We start from the raw sequence: 20064 nt of genomic DNA on the forward strand, positions 1-20064 counted from the left end.
TCCGATCTTACGAATGACCAGAGCAACCACCTTTGAAAGGTAGGACGTGCCATGAGACTTCACGACGAACTGCTGGTGGAACACCACCTGGCCACCGTCTACCGCTACGGCGCCGGACTGTGGGGCGTCGTCCTGCTCGCCTTCGGCGCACTGGGCTTCGCCGACCGGCTCAGCCCGTTCGACACCGACGGCACCCACATCGCGGGCATGCCCACCAACGGGCTGCTCAGCCTGATCTCCGTGCTGTTCGGGCTGCTCCTGCTGACCGGCACGGCGGTCGGCGAAAACGTCTCCTCGGTACTGAACATCGTTGGCGGAGCGCTGTTCGGGCTCAGCGCGTTCGTGCACACCTTCATCCTCGACCGGCCCGCCAACATCCTCGACTTCGGCATGACGAACCTTCTTCGGCTACGCCATGGGGGTGCTCGTCTCGGCCCTCGGCATGTACGGCCGCGTGTCGACAAAGCTGCCGCACGACAACCCCTACTGGCGCCGCCGTCACCCGCGTGAGGCGGCCCGGGAGTCGCTGGCCGCCTGTCGACGACCGCACGCGCGGGCGGCCCTCGCCCCGGCGACCCGGCAGACGTCCGGGCGTCGGCAGCCCGACAGGTCTCCGGTGCGCCGGCGACGCGGCCAGGGCGGTGACGTGGCCCGCGTCGGAAGGGAGACAGTGACCGCCCGCTTCCCGGTGACCGGGGTGGCCAGAGCCTTGGCGGACGCGTACGAGGACGTGGTCCGGGTACCCGAAGAGTTCCGCGCGTGATCGTGGCAAGAGGTCCACGACGGCGGAGGAACGTGTGCGGGCGCCGCGCTCCGGCCGCTCTGGACCGCCGAAAGCGAGGAATGTCCATGCACTCCACCGCCGCTGCGGACTCGCCGCTGCGAGGCCGTGTCGCCGTCGTCACCGGAGCCGCCCGAGGGATCGGGTTGGCGGTGGCGCGGCGCCTGTCCGAGGCCGGGATGCACGTCGCCATGCTCGGCCGCGAGGCGCAGACCTTGCACGACGCCGCGTCCGCGCTCACCACTCCCAGCCTGTGCGTCGAGGCGGACGTCACCGACACCGAGGCACTCGACGGGGCCGCACGGCAGGTGGCCGACCGGCTCGGCGACGCGTCGGTGGTCGTGGCCAACGCGGGCGTCGCGGCAGGCGGCCCCTTCCGCCTGACCGACCCCGGCCTGTGGCGGCGCGTCGTCGACGTCAACCTGACCGGCTCCGCCAACACCGCCCGCGCCTTCCTGCCCCAGCTCACCCGTACGCGCGGCTACTTCCTTCAGATCGCCTCCACGGCCGCCTTCGGCTCGGCTCCCATGATGAGCGCCTATTGCGCGTCGAAGGCGGGGGCGGAATCCTTCGCCCAGGCCCTGCGCGGCGAGGTCCAACCTGACGGGATCGCCGTCGGCATCGCCTACCTCCATTGGACCGGCACCGACATGATCACCGGCCTGGACGACCACCCGGTGCTGCGTGCCCTGCGCGCCCATCAGCCGCGTTTTGCCCGCCGTGTGCACACGCCCGAGCAGGTGGCCGACTGGCTCGCAGCCGGTGTCGAACGCCGAGCCGCCCAGATCTACGCCCCGCCCTGGCTGCGCTGGTGCCAGCCGCTCCGGCCGCTGTTCCCCGCCCTCGTCACCCGAGTCGCCCGCCACGAGCTGCGCCGCACGTCCGCCGGCGAACTCGCGTCCGGTACCGGGGTCATGGGTGCGGGCGGACGCGCCGACTGGGAGGCGAGCCGCCATTGATCGCATCGTCGGCGCGGGTGCCTGAACACGGGTGCGAAGGATTGTGGGTCGTCACCGCGACGGGGCGCGTCAGTCGAGCTTGCCCCGCCCTGTCAGCGCGTCGCGCAAACGGTCGACCAGCCGACGCCAGGTGCCTGACGAGGCAGGGGCGCAAAGGTGGCTGCTCTGTCACTCGCTCAGGGCGGTCACTCGCGGGTGGGTGCGAGCATGCTCCAGCCGCCCTCCAGCAACTCGAAGGCGCGGGTGGCGGCTTGGCGGGGGTCGTCGTGCTCTTGGGCGGCTCGGGGTGCTTCGAGGGCGAAGTGGGCGAGAGCGGTGCACGCGGGGTCATCTGCGGGAAGTCCGCTCTCTTCGGCGATGGCTCGGGCCAGGGCGGCCGTGTGGCGCAGCCACATGTTCTGGAGGTAGTCGCGCAGGGCGGGGGTGTTGTTCACCAGGCGGAGGAAGGCGGCGAAGCGGGGATCGCCGTCCGCGGCGGTGACGCGGGAGCGCAGTGCGTGCTCGCGCAGCGCTCCGGGGATGGACTGGCCCTCCGGCCGCTCTCGGAACACCGGCTACGCCAGCTATCGCAGCCGGGTGTGGGGCCGGTGGCCGTCGGCAGGGCCGACGGAGTTGTTCGGCTCGGCCGAGCGGTACCGGCGGAGGGCGGCGGACAGGGTGGCCACCGGTGTGATCCAGGACGAGGCGATGGCGGCTGCTGGCGTTGGGGTGGGTGTGATCACGCTGCAATAGGCTGCCTCGTTTGCCCCGGCTCGAGTCGGCCTCGGCGGCCTGGACGGTCGGGTGGATGTTACGTGCGATCCAGTCCAGGGCCAGGTCTGCGGCTGTCCGGACGTGCATCCGTCCGTCTCATGTCCGTCTCATGTCCGTCTCATGACGGTGTCCCGCAACTGCTGTCGTCCTCTTCGAGGGGCTGTGGTGGTTGGGGGGAGTCCGAGGGTGCAGCCGTGGCGCCCAGAGCGGTGACGGCTGCGGCCACCTGCTGCTGATCTGCCTCGGCAAGCGGCTGGCCCTGGGCGGTGGTGAGCAGTTTCTCGGCGACGTGGAGGAGTTTGGTGTTGGTGTTCTGGGAGACGGCGACCAGCACGCTCCAGGCGTCGTGGGCGGTGAGGCTGAACGTGGCCATCAGGATCCCCGTGGCCTGATCGATAACGGGGCGTGTCTGCATCGCCCGGCGCAGCTGGACGACTTCCGTGCGCAGGTTCTCGTCGCCGTTCAGGGCATCCTCCTGAGATGCTGAGCTTGCTTCGGGCGCGCCGTCTGACAGGCCTGAGGAACAGTGCTGGAGCGTGAACAGGGGCCACGTGCCGGTCACGCTCAGCAGACGCTGCACCAGGGGGCTGGCCGTGCGGATGGTCAGTGTCTTGCCGGACTGAAGGGCGCGGTGCCGGGCGGTAAGAAAACTGTTCAGGCCGCAGCAGTCGCAGAAGACCGTGCTGCTGAGATCGAGGTCGACGCCGTGCCTGGCCTGGCCGAGCGCTTGCTGCAGTGCGGCCTGGACTGTTTGTTCCGCGGTGATGTCGATATTGCCGCGGATCGTGATGAGTACGCGCCCGTCACGGGCCGAAGTGTCGATCCGGAGATCCTGCGGTGCTGCTCCCGCTGCCGCAGGGTGACCGACCGGTGGTCTGCTCATGATCTTGACCTCCCGGGCTTGTTGCCGGGGAAGCTTCAGCTCCCGTATGGCCGCCCTCTTCGGTGGCGTCCTTTTCCTTCCAAAGCAAGGCTGTGCCCGCCAGCATGGCCTGTCAAGAAAAACGGGAAATTTGTTTCAGCCTTTTGGATGCGTGAATGGTTGGGCCTACGCTGGAGGGATGGCAGAAGCAGTCGAGCCGCACATGGGATGGACGTTCCTGACCAATCACGCCCGGGTGCTCGCCGCGATCGCGAGCAATCAACGCAGCCGGGTCCGTGATATTGCCGCGCACTGCCGGCTGACCGAACGCGCGGTCCAGAAGATCATTTCCGACCTGGAGGCGGACGGTTACCTCACCCACGAGCGTGAAGGCCGGTCCAATGCCTACCAGATCCAGCCGGGGACCATCCTGCGCCACCCCGCCGAGGCGGACCTGACCGTGGCGGACCTGCTTTCCCTTCTGCTCCAGCACGACACGGAGCGCGCCGATCGGGCCGAGGAAACGAGCTGATCGGTTGCATGTGGTGGTCGTCCCGTTGCTGAAGCCACGACAGTGACTCGCCGCTGCTGATGCGCTGCTGCATGAGCCACTGGCGCCCGACGTCGAGGCACTCGTGGAGGAACGGCTTCTCTTCGATCGGTTGGTGTGGTGGGCGAGCGGCGAGCCGGTCGGCAACGACGAGGTATGCCTCCAGGTACGACGCCAGCACCCGGTGGGCGAGGTGCGGGCGGGCCCGTTCCAGCAACGTGGCGGCGTCCCTGGGTGACCGCAACCGATCGGTCCACGACTCGTCGATGAGAGCGAGTTCCGCTCGGATCTCCTCACGGAAGCACCGCTTGTCGCTGAAGAAGAACTCGAACTTCAGCAACTCCCTCAGACGCAGTGCCTCTTGCCAGCCGTCCGCCACCGGATCCCGGTAGTGCTCCTCGGCCGCGGCCTGACGCACCAGTTCCGCCGCGGCCCGGTTGACCAGGAAGTGGATGATGTTGTTGCGGTAGAACGCGGCGACCAGATCCTGGTCCTCGGCGACCCGGTACACCGGTTCCGGACCCCTGTCGTAGCAGGTGACCACCCCGACGGGTTTCCGACCTCGGCGTCGATCTCGGCGTGGGTCTCGGCGTGCGTCTCGGCGTGGGTCTTGGCGTGGGTCTCGGAGATGCGGCAGGGGGCGTACGCAAGGGGGGCGCTCTGTGCCGGGTCGTCGACCCGCAGACCTCGCCGCTGCGCGAGAACTTCGCCGAGGTCTACGCCAAGCTCCGCGCCCCCAAGGGCATGACCGCCGAGCTGGCACACGACGTGGTGGTGGAGGGCTCGTACTTCGGCACGATGATGGTGCACGAGGGCCTGGCCGACTGCATGGTCTCGGGCGCGGCGCACTCCACGGCGGCGACCATCCGGCCCGCGTTCGAGGTGATCAAGACCGCGCAGGGCGTCTCGATCGTCTCCTCGGTCTTCTCCATGTGCCTGCCCGACCAGGTTCTGGTGTACGGGGACTGCGCGGTCAACCCCGATCCGGACGCGGAGCAGCTGGCCGACATCGCCGTTCAGTCGGCGCAGACCGCCGCGCAGTTCCACGTCGAGCCGCGGGTGGCGATGCTGACGTACTCCACCGGTGCCTCGGGGCGGGGCGTGGATGTCGACAAGGTGCGCGACGCGACCGAGATCGTCCGTGAACGCCGCCCCGACCTGCTGGTGGAGGGACCGATCCAGTACGACGCGGCGGTGGACGCCGTGGTCGCGGCGGCGAAGTTGCCCGGATCGAAGGTCGCGGGCCGTGCCACTGTGCTGATCTTCCCCGACCTCAACACCGGCAAGCCGTCCAGCGCTCGGCCGGCGCGATCGCCGTCGGACCGGTGCTGCAGGGGTTGCGCAAACCGGTCAACGACCTGTCACGCGGTGCCCTTGTCCAGGACATCGTCAACACCGTCGCCATCACTGCGATCCAGGCGCACGGCGAAACCCGCGCCTCGACTGGGTAGCCTGCAGAGTTCTTGTCCGCGGGCAAAGCAAGCCGCACCAGGCCCCGTTGCGAAGTGTTCGATGCTTCGGACCTCGGACGCAGCCATTGACGATACGGGGACGAGGGCCTCGATCTTACGGCCGCGTTCCTCGTTGTGTGTTCGTAGCTGATAGTGATGCCCAGGGCGTCGTAGAGCGGGCCTTTCTTTCTTCCGGGGACGGCGGGGTGCGCGTCGAGCTTCTTCTGCGCCGCGTCCTTGTCTCGCTGGGCCTTGTTGATCCACTGGGTGACGACGGCGGGGGCGGCTCCGGCGTCGAGGGCTGCTTGGCAGCGGGCGAGCCGCCGCTCGCATTCCTTGATCGCCTGGCCTGCTTGAGTCTGCTCGGGGGTCTGGGGCTCTGCGGTGCTTCGCGGCGCTCGCATGGGTGAGCGCTTCGATGGTGGGGGAGAGCCGGTCCGAGGCGAAGGCCCGGGCGATCCACCGGTCCAGGACCTGGCACACGATGTCTTCCCGCAGGTAGACGGTGCGCGGGTGCGGCAGGTCGGGATAGAGGGCGGCTTCCTCCTCCTTGAACTCGCAGCGGTAGTAGACGCGGTGGTGGCCGGCTGCATCTTGGGCCCGCACAGGCTGCACCGGACCCGACCGCGCAGAGCGTAGGGGCGCCCGCCCCGCTTCCCGGCGCGCTCCTGCCGCGCCTGGTTGCGGGCGCGCTGTGTGCGCGCGATGCGGGCGGCATCGAAGAGAGTGGGGCTGATGATCGCTTCGTGGGCGGGTTCGTTGGAGTGGATCCACTCCTCGGCGGGGTTGTGGGCCATGTGGGTGCGGTGGCCGAGGGTGACGTCGTCGACATCGAGGAGGCGTTCTTCCTTGCGCTGCTTGTTCCAGACCTCGTAGTCGGTGTAGCGGGGGTTGAGGAGGATGGCGCGCACGGCGCCCTGCTGCCATGGGAGGCCGGCGGGACGGACCGGCGGTCAGCTCGCCGATCCGGCATCACGGTGCCGCCCCACCCGGCGGGTGAAGTCCGCGACGCGCTGCCTATGCCGGACATCGCCCAGGTCAGGTCGCGGGCAGGGCCGGCAGCGGCCGGGTGGCGATCTCCTGTGCTTCGGTGCGTGTCAGGCCGAACATGCACAGTAGGCGGGCGGCCAGTTGATCGGTGACCCGCTCGGCATCGAGGTCGGGACGGGTTTCCAGGAGGTGCAGCACGCCGAGCAGGGCGCCGCCGGACATGGCGACGGCGGTATGGGGGTCATCGATGTCCAGCCGCCCGCTGTCGGCGGCGGCCTGCAGGTCCCGCATCGCCTGCGGAGCCAATCCGCTCTCGGAGGTCAGGTACGGCATGCCGGTGCGCGCGAGGATCCTGGCTATCTGCGGGTGGGTGCGCTGCAGTCGGCCGGTCAGGCGGACGCTGGCGGCGAAGACCTCCGCCGGGTCCTTCAGATCTCCTACGACGGAGTCCAGGAGTGCGCTGTGTTCCTCCAGGGTGAGGGCGACCGCGGCGTCGAACAGCTCGTCCTTGCTGGTGAAGTGGTTGTAGAACGAGCCGAAGCCGACGTCCGCCGCCTCGGTGATCTCCTGGATGCTCACGTCGGCCCGCCCCTGCTCGGCAAGAAGCCTCTGCGCGGCAGCGACCAGCGCGGCCCGGGTGCGTGCCTTGCGCCGATCCAGGCGGTTGGGGGCCTGGCTGCCCCTGCGCTGTCCGTCTGTGGTCATCCCCACACCTTACCCATGGATCAATGATGGTTACTCATCAGTGATGGAACTACCCCTTGACGTGTTCAGTTATCTGGACTGATGCTGCCATCACTAGTGACCGGACGTTGCTCGCGTGAGCAGTTCGGTCGACTCTGTCCATGCTTCAGGAGAGCCGATGAGTATCCAGGTCGTCCGCACCGCAGAGGGCTGGTGGGTGGAGGCCAGCGCAGGACGGCTGCACCGCGTCGACACCGATGCGGACACCACCGCCGGCCTGCTCGCCGACCGCTTTGCCGTGCAGGAGGCGGCCGCCCGCGCCGCGGCCGACCCGGACGCCGGGCTTTCCGCTGGTGAAGGGGAGCTGCTGTCGCCCGTCACCACCCCCTGCCGGGTGGTGGCGCAGATGGTCAACTACCGCTCCCACGCGGTGGACTCCGGATTCGACCCGGACACCGTCCCGCCCGCGTTCTTCCGCAAGGCCTCCGGGTCCGTCAGCGGCCCCTACCAGGACATCATGCGTCCACAGCACGTGCGCTTCCTGGACTACGAGGTCGAACTCGGCCTCGTAATGGGCGCGGACCTGCCCATCGGCACCGAGGTCACCGACGCCACCCTGCCGGAGTACGTCGCCGCGCTGGTCGTCGCCGATGACGTCAGCGCCCGCGACCTGCAGCTGCCCAAGACCCAGTTCTACGAGTCCAAGTCGTACCCCACCTTCACCCCGCTCGGCCCCCGCCTGCTTTTGGTCGACGCCGACGACCTGGGCCGCCTGCCGGACCTGCGGCTCACGTTGAAGGTCAACGGGGCCACGCGACAGGACCGCACCACCACGGACATGATCGTCCGGCCCGCGCGCGCACTCAGCCTGCTGGCCCGCTTCCAGACCCTGAAGCCCGGTGACGTCCTGCTCACCGGAACGCCCGGCGGCACCGCCCTCAAGTCCCCGGGCAAGCTCCTGGCCACGCTGGCCGCCCTGCTGCCCCCGCACAAGCGCTGGCAGAAGTTCTTCGCCCGCCAGGAGAGCAATCCCGACTGCCTGAAGGACGGAGACGTCGTCACGGCCCGCATCGCGACCGATGACGGCGTCCTCGATCTCGGCGAGCAGCGCACGGTGGTGCGCGCCCGCTGACGACTCCCGGGACCCCCGCCCGGGACCGGCCGGCCCGGTTCCCCGTACCGGGCCGGCCACCTGACCCCATCCCTCACCCTGCAAAGGCGCACTGGTGACACGCACACCCACCGACCTGCTGTGGCCCGCCCACGACAATCCCGCGGACCTGCCCGCCATCGAGGCCGTCCCGCTCCCTGAGCGCGGTCTGCCCGCCACCACCTACGACGCCCTGCTCCGCGCTGCCCGCCTGTGGCCCGACCGCCCGGCCCTGGCCGTGCTGCCCGATGCCGCGAGCTTCCTGCGCCCCGCCACCGCGACCTTCGCTCAGCTACGCGACCAGGTGCATCGCACGGCGAACCTGCTGCGCTCCCTCGGCGTCACCCGCCGTGCCGCCGTGGGCCTGCTCGCACCGAACACCGCGGAGCTGCCCGCCGCCGTGCTGGCCGCACAGGCCGCGGGCATCGCCGCCCCGGTGAACCCTGGCCTGGCGGCCGAGCACGTCGAGCATCTGCTGCGGCGCGGCGGCGCGAGGGTGCTCATTGCCGCCGGTCCGCAGCTGGATGCGCAGGTGTGGGCCACGGCCCGACAGGTGGCCGCCTCTCTGGGCCTGGACGCGCTGCTGGCCCTGGCCCCTACCGCGGCCGACGGCCCCGCCCCCGCCCTGGAACCGGTCGAGGACGTGTGCGTGGGTTACCTCGCGGAGCTGGCCGCGTCCCATCCCGGCGACCGGCTGGTGGACATCGAGCCTGCGGCCGCCGCGGACCTGGCTGCCTACTTCCACACCGGCGGCACCACCGGCACGCCCAAACTCGCCGCGCACACGCACGCCAACGAGGTCGTCGACGCCTGGATGGTGGCCGCGAGCATCCCCCTGGACAAGGACTCGGTGATGTTCGCCGGGCTGCCGTTGTTCCACGTCAACGCCCTGATCGTCACCCTGCTCGGCCCGCTGCTGCGCGGCCAGCAGGTGGTGTGGGCCGGGCCACTGGGCTACCGCGATCCCGACCTGTTCGGAGTGTTCTGGAAGCTGGTGGAGCACTACCGCATCGCCGCGATGTCGGCGGTGCCCACCGTGTACTCCGTCCTCGCCCGCGTCCCCGTCGACGCGGACATCTCGAGCATGCGGTTCGCCGCCGTCGGCGCCTCCCCGCTGCCGCCCGCCGTACGGCAGTCCTTCGAGGAACACACCGCTGTCCCGCTGTGCGAGGGCTACGGGCTGACCGAGGCGACCTGCGCCTCCGCCCTCGGCGTGCCCGGCCAGACCCGGCCCGGCAGCGTCGGCCGGCGCCTGCCCTACCAGCAGGTCAAGACGGTGCGGATCGACCCGGACACCGGCAAGTGGCAGGACCTGCCGCCGGGCGCCACCGGGGTGCTCGCCGTCAGCGGGCCCACGGTCTTCGCGGGCTACGTCGCCGAGCACACTGCCCACGGGCCACGCCTGGAGACCGCCGGGAAGATCCGCGACGGCTGGCTGGACACGGGCGACCTGGCCCGTATCGACGCCGACGGGTTCATCTCCCTCGCCGGCCGTGCCAAGGACCTGATCATTCGCGGGGGCCACAACATCGACCCCGCCGGGATCGAGGACGCCCTCCTCGCCCACCCGGAGGTCACCGCCGCCGCGGCGGTGGGCCGCCCCGACCCGCACGCCGGCGAGGTGCCTGTCGCCTACGTCACCCTCGCCCCCGGCGCCCGCGTGGATCCCGCCGAACTGCTCACCTGGGCCACCGAACGGGCCCCGGAGCGCGCCGCCGCGCCGCGGGAGGTGCTCGTGGTCGACGCCATCCCGCTCACCGCCGTCGGCAAGCCCTACAAGCTCGGCCTGCGACTGGACGCCACCCGCCGTGCGGTCCTGGCCGAACTGGCCTCCCAGGGCGCGGACTGCGACCCGGAACGGATCGTGTGCCGACCGCACGACGGAGGGATCCGCGTCACGGTGCCCGCTCCTGCCGACGAGGCGGTGCGGCGCAAGGTCACCGCAGCCCTCGACCAGTACGGCCTCAACTGGCAGTACGCGCCCGGCACCTGACCTGGGCCGCAGCGATCCGCTTCCGGATGGCAGCAGACCATCCCTTCCGCACAGAGAGAAATCTCCATGAGCACCACTACCACCGTCCTGGCCGTCGTCCTCGCCGCGTTGTTCCTCCTGCTGGGGTCGGCCAAGCTCGCGGCAGTGCCCGCGATGCGGCAGGCCGCGGCCCACGTCGGCATGACCACCACCCACTACCGCCTGCTGGGCACCTTGGAGGTGGCGGCCGCAGCCGGGCTGCTGGCCGGACTGCGGATCACCGCGCTCGGTGCCGCTGCCTCAGTCGGCCTGATCCTGCTCATGGCCGGAGCCGTGGTCGTACACCTGCGCAGCGACGACCCGGCCGCGCGCTGCCTGCCAGCCGCCGTCGTGGGCGCCCTGGCCGCAGTCCATCTCGTCCTGCTGGCTAGCGGCTAGCGGGCCCACGCCCCGTGGCCGACGGCGTCCAACGCGCGGCCGTGACCGCCCAGCCGTCAGCTGGGCACCGGGAGGAGCACCCACCATGAGCCGCATCGACGTCCACCAGCATCTGCTGCCCCCGGCCTACACCCGGTGGTGACGGCGCAGAGGCGGTCACGATGGCCCGGCGGGTCAACGAGTTCGGCGCGGAACTCGTCCAGGACCGCCCCGACCGGTTCGGCTACTTCGCCACCGTGCCGCTGCCCGACCCGGACGCCGCCGTGGCCGCCGCCACGTACGCCCTGGACGAACTGGCCGCCGACGGCGTCGTGCTGCTCGCCAACACCGACGGCGCCTACCTGGGACACCCCGGCCACGACCCGTTCCTGGCCGAACTGGACCGGCGCTGCGCCGTCGTCTTCGTCCATCCCTCGGAACTGCCCGCCCCCCGTCCCCGGACTGCCGCCGTTCGCCGCGGACTTCCTTCTCGACACCACCGGCGCCGCAGCCCATCTGGTCCTGCACGGCGTCCCACGCCGCTACCCCAACCTCAAGATCATACTGTCCCACGCGGGCGGTTTCCTCCCCTATGCCGCCCACCGGATCACCGCCGCCCTGGTCGCCGAGACCGGCCGCGGCTTCGAGGAGATCCTCGAGGACCTGGGCAGCTTCTGGTTCGACACCGCCTTGTCCGGCAGCCCCTCGGCATTGCCCAGCCTGCTGGCCTTCGCCCGCCCCGACCGGGTGCTCTTCGGCACCGACTGGCCCTTCGCACCCGAAGTCGCCGTCGCGCACTTCACCGGCGAGTACGACCGCTACCCCGGCCTCGACCCCGCCGGCCATCACGCCATCGACCGGGACAACGCCCGCGCGCTGTTTGCCCGCCCGGCCTGAGCCGTCCCCTGCCCCCTGGCCCCGAGCCGCGACATCCCACGGAGTACCCATGTACGACATCGACATCCCTGTCCTCATCGTCGGCGGAGGCGGTGCGGGACTGACCGCCTCGATGCTGCTCAGCCGCATCGGCGTCGAGTCCCTGCTGGTCACCGCCTGGCCGCAGACCTCGATCCTGCCCAAGGCCCACGTCCTGAACCAGCGCGCGATGGAGGTCATGCGCGACGCCGGCGTGGCCGACACCATCTACGCCGCCTCCACCCCTGCCGAGCAGATGTCCCACAGCGCCTGGTACGTCGGCCTGGCCGGCGAGGGCGAGGACTACGGCCGCCGCGTCGCCAAGATGGAGGCCTGGGGAGCCGGCGGCCGCTCACCCGAGTGGCTCGCGGCCAGCCCCGAGCGGCAGGCCAACCTGCCCCAGATCCGCCTGGAGCCGGTCCTGCGCGCCGGCGCCGAGGAACTCGCGCCCGGCCGGGTCCGCTTCCACCACGAGCTGACCGAACTCGCCCAGGACGACGAGGGCGTCACTGCCACCGTCACCGACCGCGGCACCGGCGAGACCTACCGGGTGCGGGCCCGTTACCTGCTGGGCTGCGACGGCGGCCGCACCGTCGATCCCGCCGTGGGCATCGTCCAGGAGGGCGTGCGCAACCTCGCCCGGGTGGTCTCCTTCCACATCTCCGCCGACCTGTCCCAGGTGGCGACCGACCCTGACGTGCTGATCCGCTGGCTGTGGCTGCCCGACCTCGGCATCCCGGGCGTGCTCGTGCCCATGGGCCCCGACCACTGGGGCCCGGAGTCCGAGGAGTGGGTCTTCCACATCAACTACGGGTCCGAGGACGGCCGCGCGCTGGACGACGAGTCCGTACTGTCCGACATGCGCACGGCGCTGGGGCTGACCGAGGACCAGGTGACGGTCCACATGATCTCCCGCTGGTCCCTGGAGGGCGTGGTCGCCGACCGCTACCGCGCCGGCCGCATCCTGATCGCCGGCGATGCCGCCCACCGCCACCCGCCCACCGGCGGCCTCGGCCTGACCTCCGCCATGCACGACGTCCAGAACCTCACCTGGAAGATCGCCGCCGTCCTGAACGGCCATGCCGGCGACGCCCTGCTGGACACCTACGAGCCCGAGCGGCGCCCGTCGGACGCCACCAACGTCCAGCGCTCGCTGGAAAACGCCATGAACCACATAGCCATCAACGCCCTCTTCGGCGGCGGGCCGCAGGCCGACACGGAGGAGAACTGGCGGCAGGCCCGCCGCCTGTGGAGCGAGGACCCCGCCGACACCGACTTCCGCCGCACCTTCCTGGCCACCGTGGCCGCCCAGTCCATGGAGTTCAACGAACTGGGCATCGAATTCGGCTACACCTACGACTCCGCCGCCGTCGTCCCCGACGGCACTCCAGCACCCGAGAACCCCGACCCCGTCCGCATCTACCAGCCCGCCGCCCGCCCCGGACACCCGCTGCCCCACGCCTGGCTTGAGGACCCCGACGGCCATCGCGTGGCCCTGGCCCGCCTGGTCCGCCCCGGCCGCTTCCTGCTGATCGCCGGAGAGGACGGCCAGGCCTGGTGCGAAGCCGCCGAGAAGATCGCCACCACCAGCGGGCTGCCGCTCGACGCCATCCGTGTCGGCCACCTCGACGGCGACTACCGCGACCTGCGCTCCACCTGGACCGCCGTGCGCGGGCACACCCCGCAAGGCGCCGTCCTGGTGCGCCCGGACCGCTTCATCGGCTGGCGCACCCAGGGCACGGCCACCGACGCGGTCGCCGACCTGACCACCGCGCTTGACACCTTGCTGGCCCGGTAGGGGAATCCGCCACCGCTGGTGTCACCCGCTCCGCCGGCCGCTGCCACGGTCGGCGGGGCCGCGCCCCATCCTTCCCAACCCGCACTCGCCTCTTGGATCTCGCGACACTGCCGCACCAAAGCAGTCGCGGGAAGCCGCCGAAGGGACACGCCATGAACGACCCGACTCCCGCCCCCGCCGCCGACGCCCACCAGGGCCTGCACAGCGAACAGGGCGCCCTGCGCGGGGAGCACCCCGGCCGCGCGGCCCAGCCCGTCATCAAGGTGGTCGACCTGGCCTGGCTGGAGTTCACCAAGCCCGACCTGGACCGCGCCGAGACCTTCGCCCACGACTTCGGCCTGAACACCGCCGCCCGTACCGATGACGCCATCTATCTGCGCGGCGCCATGGCCGGCACCCACTGCCTGGTGATCCGCCGCGGCCCCTCCTCCCAGTTCATCGGCCCCGCCTTCCAGGCCGCCGACGCCGCCGACCTCGACCGGCTGGCGAGCGCCACCGGCCACAAGGTCCGCACCCTCACCGAGTACGGCGGTGGCAGTGCGGTGGACCTGCTCGACCCCTCCGGCATCCCGGTCCGCGTCGTCCACGGCGTCACCGAGCAGCCCGCACAGCCGCTGCAGCAGCCGCTGGTCCTCAACACCGGCACCACCACCGCGGCCGCCCGCATCAACGCCACCCAGCGCCCGCCCCGCACTCCCTCCCAGGTGCAGCGCCTGGGCCACGTCGTGCTCTCCACCCGGGTCTTCCGGCGCGCCCTGGACTGGTACCTGCAGCACCTGGGCCTGATCGTCAGCGACTTCCTCTACCTGGACGGGCAGCGCGACCGCGGCCCCACCATGGCCTTCATCCGCTGCGACCGCGGCAGCGAGCCCGCCGACCACCACACCCTGGCCATGCACCTGGGCCCCGACACGGGCTATGTCCACTCCGCTTATCAGGTCGCCGACCTGGACACGCTGGCCGCTGGCGGCGAGTACCTGCGCGAGCGCGGATACCGCCACTCCTGGGGCATCGGCCGGCACATCCAGGGCAGCCAGATCTTCGACTACTGGCGTGATCCCGACCGCTTCATGCTGGAGCACTTCGCCGACGGCGACGTCTTCGACCACACGCTGGAACCCGGCTGGGCCGCCATGTCCGCCTCCGGCCTGGCCCAGTGGGGCCCGCCCGCCACCCGCGACTTCCTCGGCGCCACCCCCTCGCCGGGAGCACTCCTGCAGGCGATCTCCGCGCTGCGCGAGGACAACGAAATCGACCGCGCCCGCCTGCTGGGCCTGATGAAAGCCATGAGCAAGTGACCGCCCGCGAGTACGTGCCCGTCGTGGTGATCGGTGCCGGGCCCACCGGGCTGACCGTCGCCACCCTCCTCGCCCGCCACGGCGTGCCCACCCTGGTCCTGGAGCGCCACCGCGCCCCGTACCCACTGCCGCGCGCCGTCCACCTGGACGACGAGGTGCACCGCATCCTCCAGGCCATGGGCATCCATGAGACGTTCAGCGAGATCAGCCGCCCCGCCCGCGGTATGCGGCTGCTGGACGGCTCCCACCGGGTACTGGCCGAATTCCTGCGCGACAACCCCTGCGGTCGGCACGGCTTTCCCCAGGCCAACATGTTCGACCAGCCCGAACTCGAGCAGTTGCTCCGGGACAACCTCACAAACTACCCCCTGGTGACGCTGCGCGGAGGCATCGAGGTCACCGCCGTGACCCCGCCCCCGCACAGCGGCGCTCCGGTGGAGGTCTCCTTCCGGGAAGAGGACACCGGTGGTTCCCACACGCTCCTGGCCGACGCGGTCCTGGGGTGCGACGGCGCCAACAGCCTGGTCCGCGCCTCCATCGGCTCCCGGATGCAGGACCTCGCCACCGCCCAGCAGTGGCTGGTCGTCGATGTCCGCTGCCACCGGCCGCTGCCCGCCTGGGACGGCGTCCACCAGGTATGCGACCCGCAGCGTGCGGCCACCTACATGCGCGTCGGCGAGGACCGCTACCGCTGGGAGTTCCGCCTGCGCGCCGGCGAGCAGCCGGAGGAGCTCACCGACCGCACGCGTCTGCTCGCGCTGATCGCCCCCTGGACGCCGGGCATCTCCGAGGACGAACTGCACGTCCTGCGCACCGCCTCGTACACCTTCCGAGCTCAGGTCGCCGACCTCTGGCGCAAGGGCCGCGTCTTCCTGCTCGGCGACGCAGCCCACCTCACGCCGCCCTTCATCGGGCAAGGGATGGGCGCGGGTATGCGCGACGCCCAGAACCTCGCCTGGAAGCTCGCCCGCGTCATCTCCGGCCGCGCGAACGAGGCCCTGCTGAACAGCTACCAAGCCGAACGCCACCGCCACGCACGGCAGCTGATCCGCACCGCCGTGGGCGTCGGCGCTCTCATGACCGGGGGCGGAACGGGCACCGCACTGGCCCGCAATGCCTTCCTGCCCGCCATCGCCCGCCTGCCGGGCGCCTCCGATCGCGTGCTGTCCGTTGTCAGCCCACCGCTGAGGCCGGGGCCCCTGGTCAGCTCCCGCCGCCGCCTCGGCCACCCGCGCCCCGGGACCCTGTGCCCCCAGCCCCTGGTCTCCGACACGGACGGCACCCCACGCCCGCTGGACGACCTGCTCGGCGAAGACTTCGCGCTCCTGGCCACCGCGCCGCTCAGCCCGGCGCTGTACGCGCTGGTACGAGCGCTGGACGCCCGCGTCATCCAGCTGCAAAACACCCGGCGACCGGAGCCCGGCACAGGCAGACCCGACCCTGGTGCCGATCCGGGCACAAGCGCACTGGTCCACTGGATGGGCGCCGCGGGTGCCGTCCTGATCCGTCCCGACCGGGTCGTCCTCGCCACCGCGGCCCGGCCCCGCCCCGGCAGGACGTGCGGAGACGACCTCGCGGCCGCCGCAACAGCCTGGGCACCCATGCTGTGCAGACGCGGCCGGGCAGCCGGGGGCGCCACAACCGTGGCCACGGAACCATCGTGACAGCGGCTGAATCCGCATCGTGGTTGAGCGCCCGGTGACGGCGGGCGAGACGCCGCGGAGCCGTCCTGACGCGCAGGCCGGGGCCGCCAGATCGCCGGTGGGACGGGCGGGGGCCAGGTGGTCGATCAGCTCCACCATGGGCATTCCCCGGAACTGCTCGCGCACTTCGGCAGGAGCGGTGATGATCAGGGTGTGGATCTGGTCGATGGCCTGGGTGCGGGCCTTGATGGCCGAGCTTCGGGCTACCCGCAAAGCGCGTATGGCCTTGGCAATACCGTCGCGGGACTTCGGCGTCCCCTTGGCGCGTCCCGACAGCACGGCCGTGGCTGCGGCGTAGGCGTCGACGGGTGCCGTTGTCCCTTTGGGCCTTACGGTCGGGCCGGTCGACCTCCATGACGGTCATGCCGTTCGCCGTCAGGAACCGGGCCGGCTCGGCTCCGTAGACGCCTGTCCCCTCCACTCCGACAACGAGGACCTCGCCGTGCGAGCACAGCCAGTCCAGTAGCTGCTGGTAGCCGGCCGGGCTGGTGGGGAACGGCTTCATAGCGAGGTGACGGGCGACCGGGCAGACGGACGAGACAGTGATGGGACCTTTGGCCGGGCTATGTAGTCACGGACTCCCGATCGGCCGCGCGCAGCGGCACCGCTTGGGAGATCGACAATTCCAAGCAAGGACAACCCAAGTGCCGGTCAGCTGCCGGGCCAGACCTCGAAGCGGTGCCGCAGGCTACATCATCACTGTCAGCTGCTGCAGCAGACCGCCGTCGCCAGCCAGCTTCATCCCGCCGTCCTTCGCACGGGCCACCAGCCTGCTGAATCGAGGCGTCGTCCACGACCTCGTCCACGGCCACCTCCTGGGCCTTGGTGTCACTCACCACGTCAGTCATCAACTGTCGCTTCCAGCTCGGAGTTCACCGGTGACCGTGCAGTCCCGGACTGTCCCAAGCTCGGCCAGGCCAACGTGTCGGCGCCCTGCCCCCCGTCGTCGGCGGACGAGATATCGCATACCCCGAACTGCCACCAACCCGAGATCGAGACCCCGGGGCGAAGCTGGACCAGCAGTTCACCTTCGTGTCGGGAAATGATCTATCTCTTCGCGGTAAACGAGCTTCGAAGGTGCGGGTGTACTGCCTGCCAGCGCATTCCGTCGGTTCCCCAGAGACCAGATCACCGGAGACAGCGAGGACGCTGACTGATCCCCGGACCGCAGCTGCGGCCCTTGGTCCACACCATCCGGCACTGTCTCGCTGCCAGGAGGGCGTTCACTGCGGGCCGGGGTACCTCCGCTGGGGCGGGCGCAGGCCCGCGGGATCTGGAGGAACCACCCTCGGTCGGCCTGCTGGGGGTCGGGTTGCCGGTTGCGGCTTTGGTCGAGGCGCGCCGCAGGGTGAGTGAGGGCAGGCTGGGAGGGGAGGAGGTGATTGCCGTGGCAGGTCATGAGCCGCTGATGGTCGTTGACGGCTCGGGCATCGTGGTGCAGTGGAGTCGCCAGGCAGAGGCATTGCTGGGGCGTGGAGCGGATGAGGTGCTCGGGCGATCCATCACGCCTTGGCTGGCCCGCACAGCAGCTGTGGCTGACCAGCAAGCGGAACCGGGCCGAGATGAAGTGGCGCTGTGCGACGCGAGCGGCCACGTTGTCGCCAAAGACTTGCGGGTGCGGCCCCTGCCACGTCAGGACGGCTCTTTGGTCTGGGGCTTCTTCCAGGCGCCGGCGAACGGAGCACGGGCGCCTGATGGGGGCACTGTGATGCTTGAGGCCTTGTTCACCCGGGCACCGGTTGGTCTGTACGTTCTGGACACGGGATTGCGGATAGCGGCGGCGAACATCGCCGCACAGACGATGTGCGGCGAGACCCTGGAACGGATCCTTGGGCGCCGACTCACCGACGCCTACGAGTTCTCGCCCCCCGGCGAGGTGGAGGCGATGCTCCGCGCGGTGCTGGACAGCGGGGCGCCCTCCCCGGAGCGCGTGGTGTACGTGTCTCCCAGGGGTGTTTCGGGCCGGCCGTGCGTCATGGATGTCTCGGCATTCCGCCTGGAGGACCGGCACGGTGCGATTCTGGGGGTGGCGGCAGGGCTGGTTGCTGCCGGCGACCGTGAGCGGGCGCTTGCCAGTCTGTGTGTCTGGGGCTCGGTACGGAAGCGGGTGGGACAGACCCTCGACGTGTTGGCCACCTGCCGCGGCTTGGTCGACGCCCTCGTACCAGGCTTCGCAGACGCTGCCGTGGTGGAAGTGGTGGATGCCGTGGTGCGGGGTGAGGAACCCCCGCTCGCTCCTCTCGATCAGGGTGTCCCGTTGCGCCGCGTGGCCTTTCGGCAAGGGGATGTCGAGCAGCAGGTGCAGGCGCATCCGGTGAATGACGTGCGCGCCCTGCCGTTCCCGACCCCCTACGCACAAACTCTGGCCGACCTCAAGCCTCGCGTTGTCCCCCTAGGTCCTGACACGCCCTGGCTGGCGGCCGACCCCCTGCGTGCCCGCGCGATCCGCGCCTCCGGGGTCCGCGCACTTCTCGTCATGCCTCTGACGCTGTACGGCACCGTGATCGGACTGATCAGCCTGTATCGAACGGAGCGGGCTGGTCTCTTCGATGAAAAGGATGTCGCCCTCGCCAAGGAAGTGGCTGACTACACGGCCCTGTGCATCAGTGACGCCCGGCATTACACCCGCGAGCATACGATCGCCGCAACCATCCAGCGCCATCTGCTGCCGCCATGGCGGCCCTCGGGCCCTACCGTCGAAACCGCCTCCGTGCTCGTGCCCGGCAACCAGGGAGCAGGCGGCTGGGTGGACATCCTCAATCTGCCGAACGCCCGTACCGCGCTGGTGGTCGGCGAGGTTGCCGGACAGGGCATCCACACCGCGACCACGATGGGCCAGCTGCGGACCGCCATCCACACCCTGGCCACACTCGACGTGGACCCCGACGAACTCCTCGCACGCCTCAACGACACCGCAACGCGCCTGGCCAGCGAACGGGCTGCGCTTCCAATCGGTGATCCCTTGCGCCATCAGCCGCTCACCGCAAGCTGTGTGTATGCGGTCTACGACCCCATTGCCCGCACCTGCACCATCGCCCGGGCCGGCCATCCCCCACCGGTGATCACCCACCCGGACGGCACCACCGAGATCTTCGATCACCCCAGTGGACCTCCGCTGGGCAGTACCGAAGGACCGCCTTTTGCCGCCACCACGGTTGGCGTCGCCGAGGGCAGCATCCTCGCCCTCTACACCATCTCCCTCCTGCCCTCCTGCCCATCGGGCCACCCCCCGGGCAAGGTCGACTCCCTCCGGGAGGTGCTGGGGGACCGCCCTGAGCGCCCCGTACAGGAGATATGCGATGACGCCCTGTACCGGTTGCACGGGGACAACCGTCCCACCGATACCGTCCTCCTCCTGGCCCGGACCCGCGCCATTCCCGCCGACGAGGTCGCCGCCTGGTATCTGGACCACCATCCCTCGGCCGCCGGCACGGCGCGCGTTCGTGCCCGAGAGCAATTGGCCACATGGGGAGTGGACGACGAGACCGCGTATGCCACCGAAGTGATCGTCAGCGAACTGGTGACCAATGCCGTCTGCTACGGCTCTCCGCCCGTGCGACTGCGCATCATCAAGCACCGTGTCCTTACCTGCGAGGTCCACGACACCGGTGCCCTCGCACCACGCCTGCGCCATGCCCGGACGGTCGACGAAGGCGGACGGGGCCTGTTCATCTGCGCGCAGCTCGCGCAGACCTGGGGCATCCGCTACACCTCCGACGGCAAGACCGTCTGGACCGAACAACCTCTCCCGCTGCAGCCAGGCAGGTCGGGATAGCAGTGG

Annotated in this window: 13 protein-coding genes and 6 pseudogenes; 14 read left to right on the forward strand and 5 right to left on the reverse strand. The window is 70.6% G+C overall.

Translation table 11 applies throughout. The annotated features are described in order from the left end of the window. Positions 1-51: 51 nt before the first annotated feature. Positions 52-586: pseudogene (locus ACIPSA_RS35860) on the forward strand (DUF4383 domain-containing protein); the annotation flags it as partial. Positions 587-849: 263 nt separating this feature from the next. After that, positions 850-1740: an SDR family oxidoreductase gene (locus ACIPSA_RS35865; RefSeq protein WP_402642418.1), complete on the forward strand. Its 891-nt coding sequence runs from the start codon at positions 850-852 to the stop codon at positions 1738-1740. 185 nt (positions 1741-1925) lie between these two features. On the opposite strand, the gene ACIPSA_RS35870 is transcribed toward ACIPSA_RS35865, so the two are convergent. Continuing rightward, complete coding sequence (locus ACIPSA_RS35870; RefSeq protein WP_402642421.1) at positions 1926-2291, reverse strand: hypothetical protein; 366 nt, start codon at positions 2289-2291, stop codon at positions 1926-1928. Here ACIPSA_RS35870 and ACIPSA_RS35875 point away from each other — a divergent pair. After that, positions 2287-2430: pseudogene (locus ACIPSA_RS35875) on the forward strand (glutamate-cysteine ligase family protein); the annotation flags it as partial. The gene ACIPSA_RS35870 and the pseudogene ACIPSA_RS35875 sit on opposite strands and share 5 nt — an antisense overlap. A gap of 181 nt (positions 2431-2611) precedes the next feature. On the opposite strand, the gene ACIPSA_RS35880 reads toward ACIPSA_RS35875, so the two are convergent. Next, on the reverse strand, positions 2612-3376 hold the full coding sequence (locus ACIPSA_RS35880; RefSeq protein ID WP_402642423.1) for an ANTAR domain-containing protein: 765 nt from the start codon (positions 3374-3376) through the stop codon (positions 2612-2614). Positions 3377-3554: 178 nt separating this feature from the next. Between ACIPSA_RS35880 and ACIPSA_RS35885 the strand changes: the two genes are divergently transcribed. Then, entirely contained in the window at positions 3555-3887 is a 333-nt protein-coding gene (locus tag ACIPSA_RS35885; RefSeq protein WP_402642425.1) for a helix-turn-helix transcriptional regulator, read from the forward strand. A gap of 97 nt (positions 3888-3984) precedes the next feature. Here ACIPSA_RS35885 and ACIPSA_RS35890 read toward each other — a convergent pair. Further along, a pseudogene (locus tag ACIPSA_RS35890) lies at positions 3985-4668 on the reverse strand (hypothetical protein); the annotation flags it as partial. Here ACIPSA_RS35890 and pta point away from each other — a divergent pair. After that, positions 4572-5356 (forward strand): annotated as a pseudogene (pta, locus tag ACIPSA_RS35895) (phosphate acetyltransferase); the annotation flags it as partial. The pseudogenes ACIPSA_RS35890 and pta sit on opposite strands and share 97 nt — an antisense overlap. A 707-nt stretch (positions 5357-6063) precedes the next feature. Here the strand turns inward: pta and ACIPSA_RS35900 are convergent. After that, positions 6064-6285, reverse strand: a pseudogene (locus ACIPSA_RS35900) (recombinase family protein); the annotation flags it as partial. Positions 6286-6394: 109 nt separating this feature from the next. Next, complete coding sequence (locus ACIPSA_RS35905; protein WP_402642428.1) at positions 6395-7051, reverse strand: TetR/AcrR family transcriptional regulator; 657 nt, start codon at positions 7049-7051, stop codon at positions 6395-6397. Positions 7052-7208: 157 nt separating this feature from the next. Between ACIPSA_RS35905 and ACIPSA_RS35910 the strand changes: the two genes are divergently transcribed. The 9 genes and pseudogenes from ACIPSA_RS35910 (at position 7209) to ACIPSA_RS35950 (ending at position 20058) form a co-directional block, all read left to right on the forward strand. Continuing rightward, the gene (locus tag ACIPSA_RS35910) at positions 7209-8162 is read left to right on the forward strand and encodes a fumarylacetoacetate hydrolase family protein (RefSeq protein ID WP_402642431.1); all 954 of its coding nucleotides are present in this window, start codon (positions 7209-7211) and stop codon (positions 8160-8162) included. 94 nt (positions 8163-8256) lie between these two features. Next, entirely contained in the window at positions 8257-10173 is a 1917-nt protein-coding gene (locus ACIPSA_RS35915) for an acyl-CoA synthetase (protein WP_402642434.1), read from the forward strand. Positions 10174-10239: 66 nt separating this feature from the next. Beyond that, positions 10240-10590: a DoxX family protein gene (locus ACIPSA_RS35920; RefSeq protein ID WP_402642437.1), complete on the forward strand. Its 351-nt coding sequence runs from the start codon at positions 10240-10242 to the stop codon at positions 10588-10590. 161 nt (positions 10591-10751) lie between these two features. Further along, a pseudogene (locus ACIPSA_RS35925) lies at positions 10752-10979 on the forward strand (amidohydrolase family protein); the annotation flags it as partial. Positions 10980-11091: 112 nt separating this feature from the next. Next, positions 11092-11466, forward strand: a complete 375-nt coding sequence (locus tag ACIPSA_RS35930) for an amidohydrolase family protein (RefSeq protein ID WP_402642711.1) — start codon at positions 11092-11094, stop codon at positions 11464-11466. Positions 11467-11515: 49 nt separating this feature from the next. Continuing rightward, on the forward strand, positions 11516-13282 hold the full coding sequence (locus ACIPSA_RS35935) for an FAD-dependent monooxygenase (protein WP_402642439.1): 1767 nt from the start codon (positions 11516-11518) through the stop codon (positions 13280-13282). A 152-nt stretch (positions 13283-13434) separates the two neighbouring features. Further along, entirely contained in the window at positions 13435-14580 is a 1146-nt protein-coding gene (locus tag ACIPSA_RS35940; protein ID WP_402642442.1) for a VOC family protein, read from the forward strand. Continuing rightward, positions 14577-16244, forward strand: coding sequence for a bifunctional 3-(3-hydroxy-phenyl)propionate/3-hydroxycinnamic acid hydroxylase (locus ACIPSA_RS35945; protein WP_402642443.1), 1668 nt, complete (start codon positions 14577-14579; stop codon positions 16242-16244). The genes ACIPSA_RS35940 and ACIPSA_RS35945 overlap by 4 nt, the downstream gene beginning before the upstream one ends. A gap of 1426 nt (positions 16245-17670) precedes the next feature. After that, positions 17671-20058, forward strand: a complete 2388-nt coding sequence (locus ACIPSA_RS35950; protein WP_402642446.1) for a SpoIIE family protein phosphatase — start codon at positions 17671-17673, stop codon at positions 20056-20058. The last annotated feature ends 6 nt before the right edge of the window (positions 20059-20064 follow it).

Source organism: Streptomyces sp. NPDC086549 (assembly GCF_044746205.1).
GTDB lineage: Bacteria > Actinomycetota > Actinomycetes > Streptomycetales > Streptomycetaceae > Streptomyces.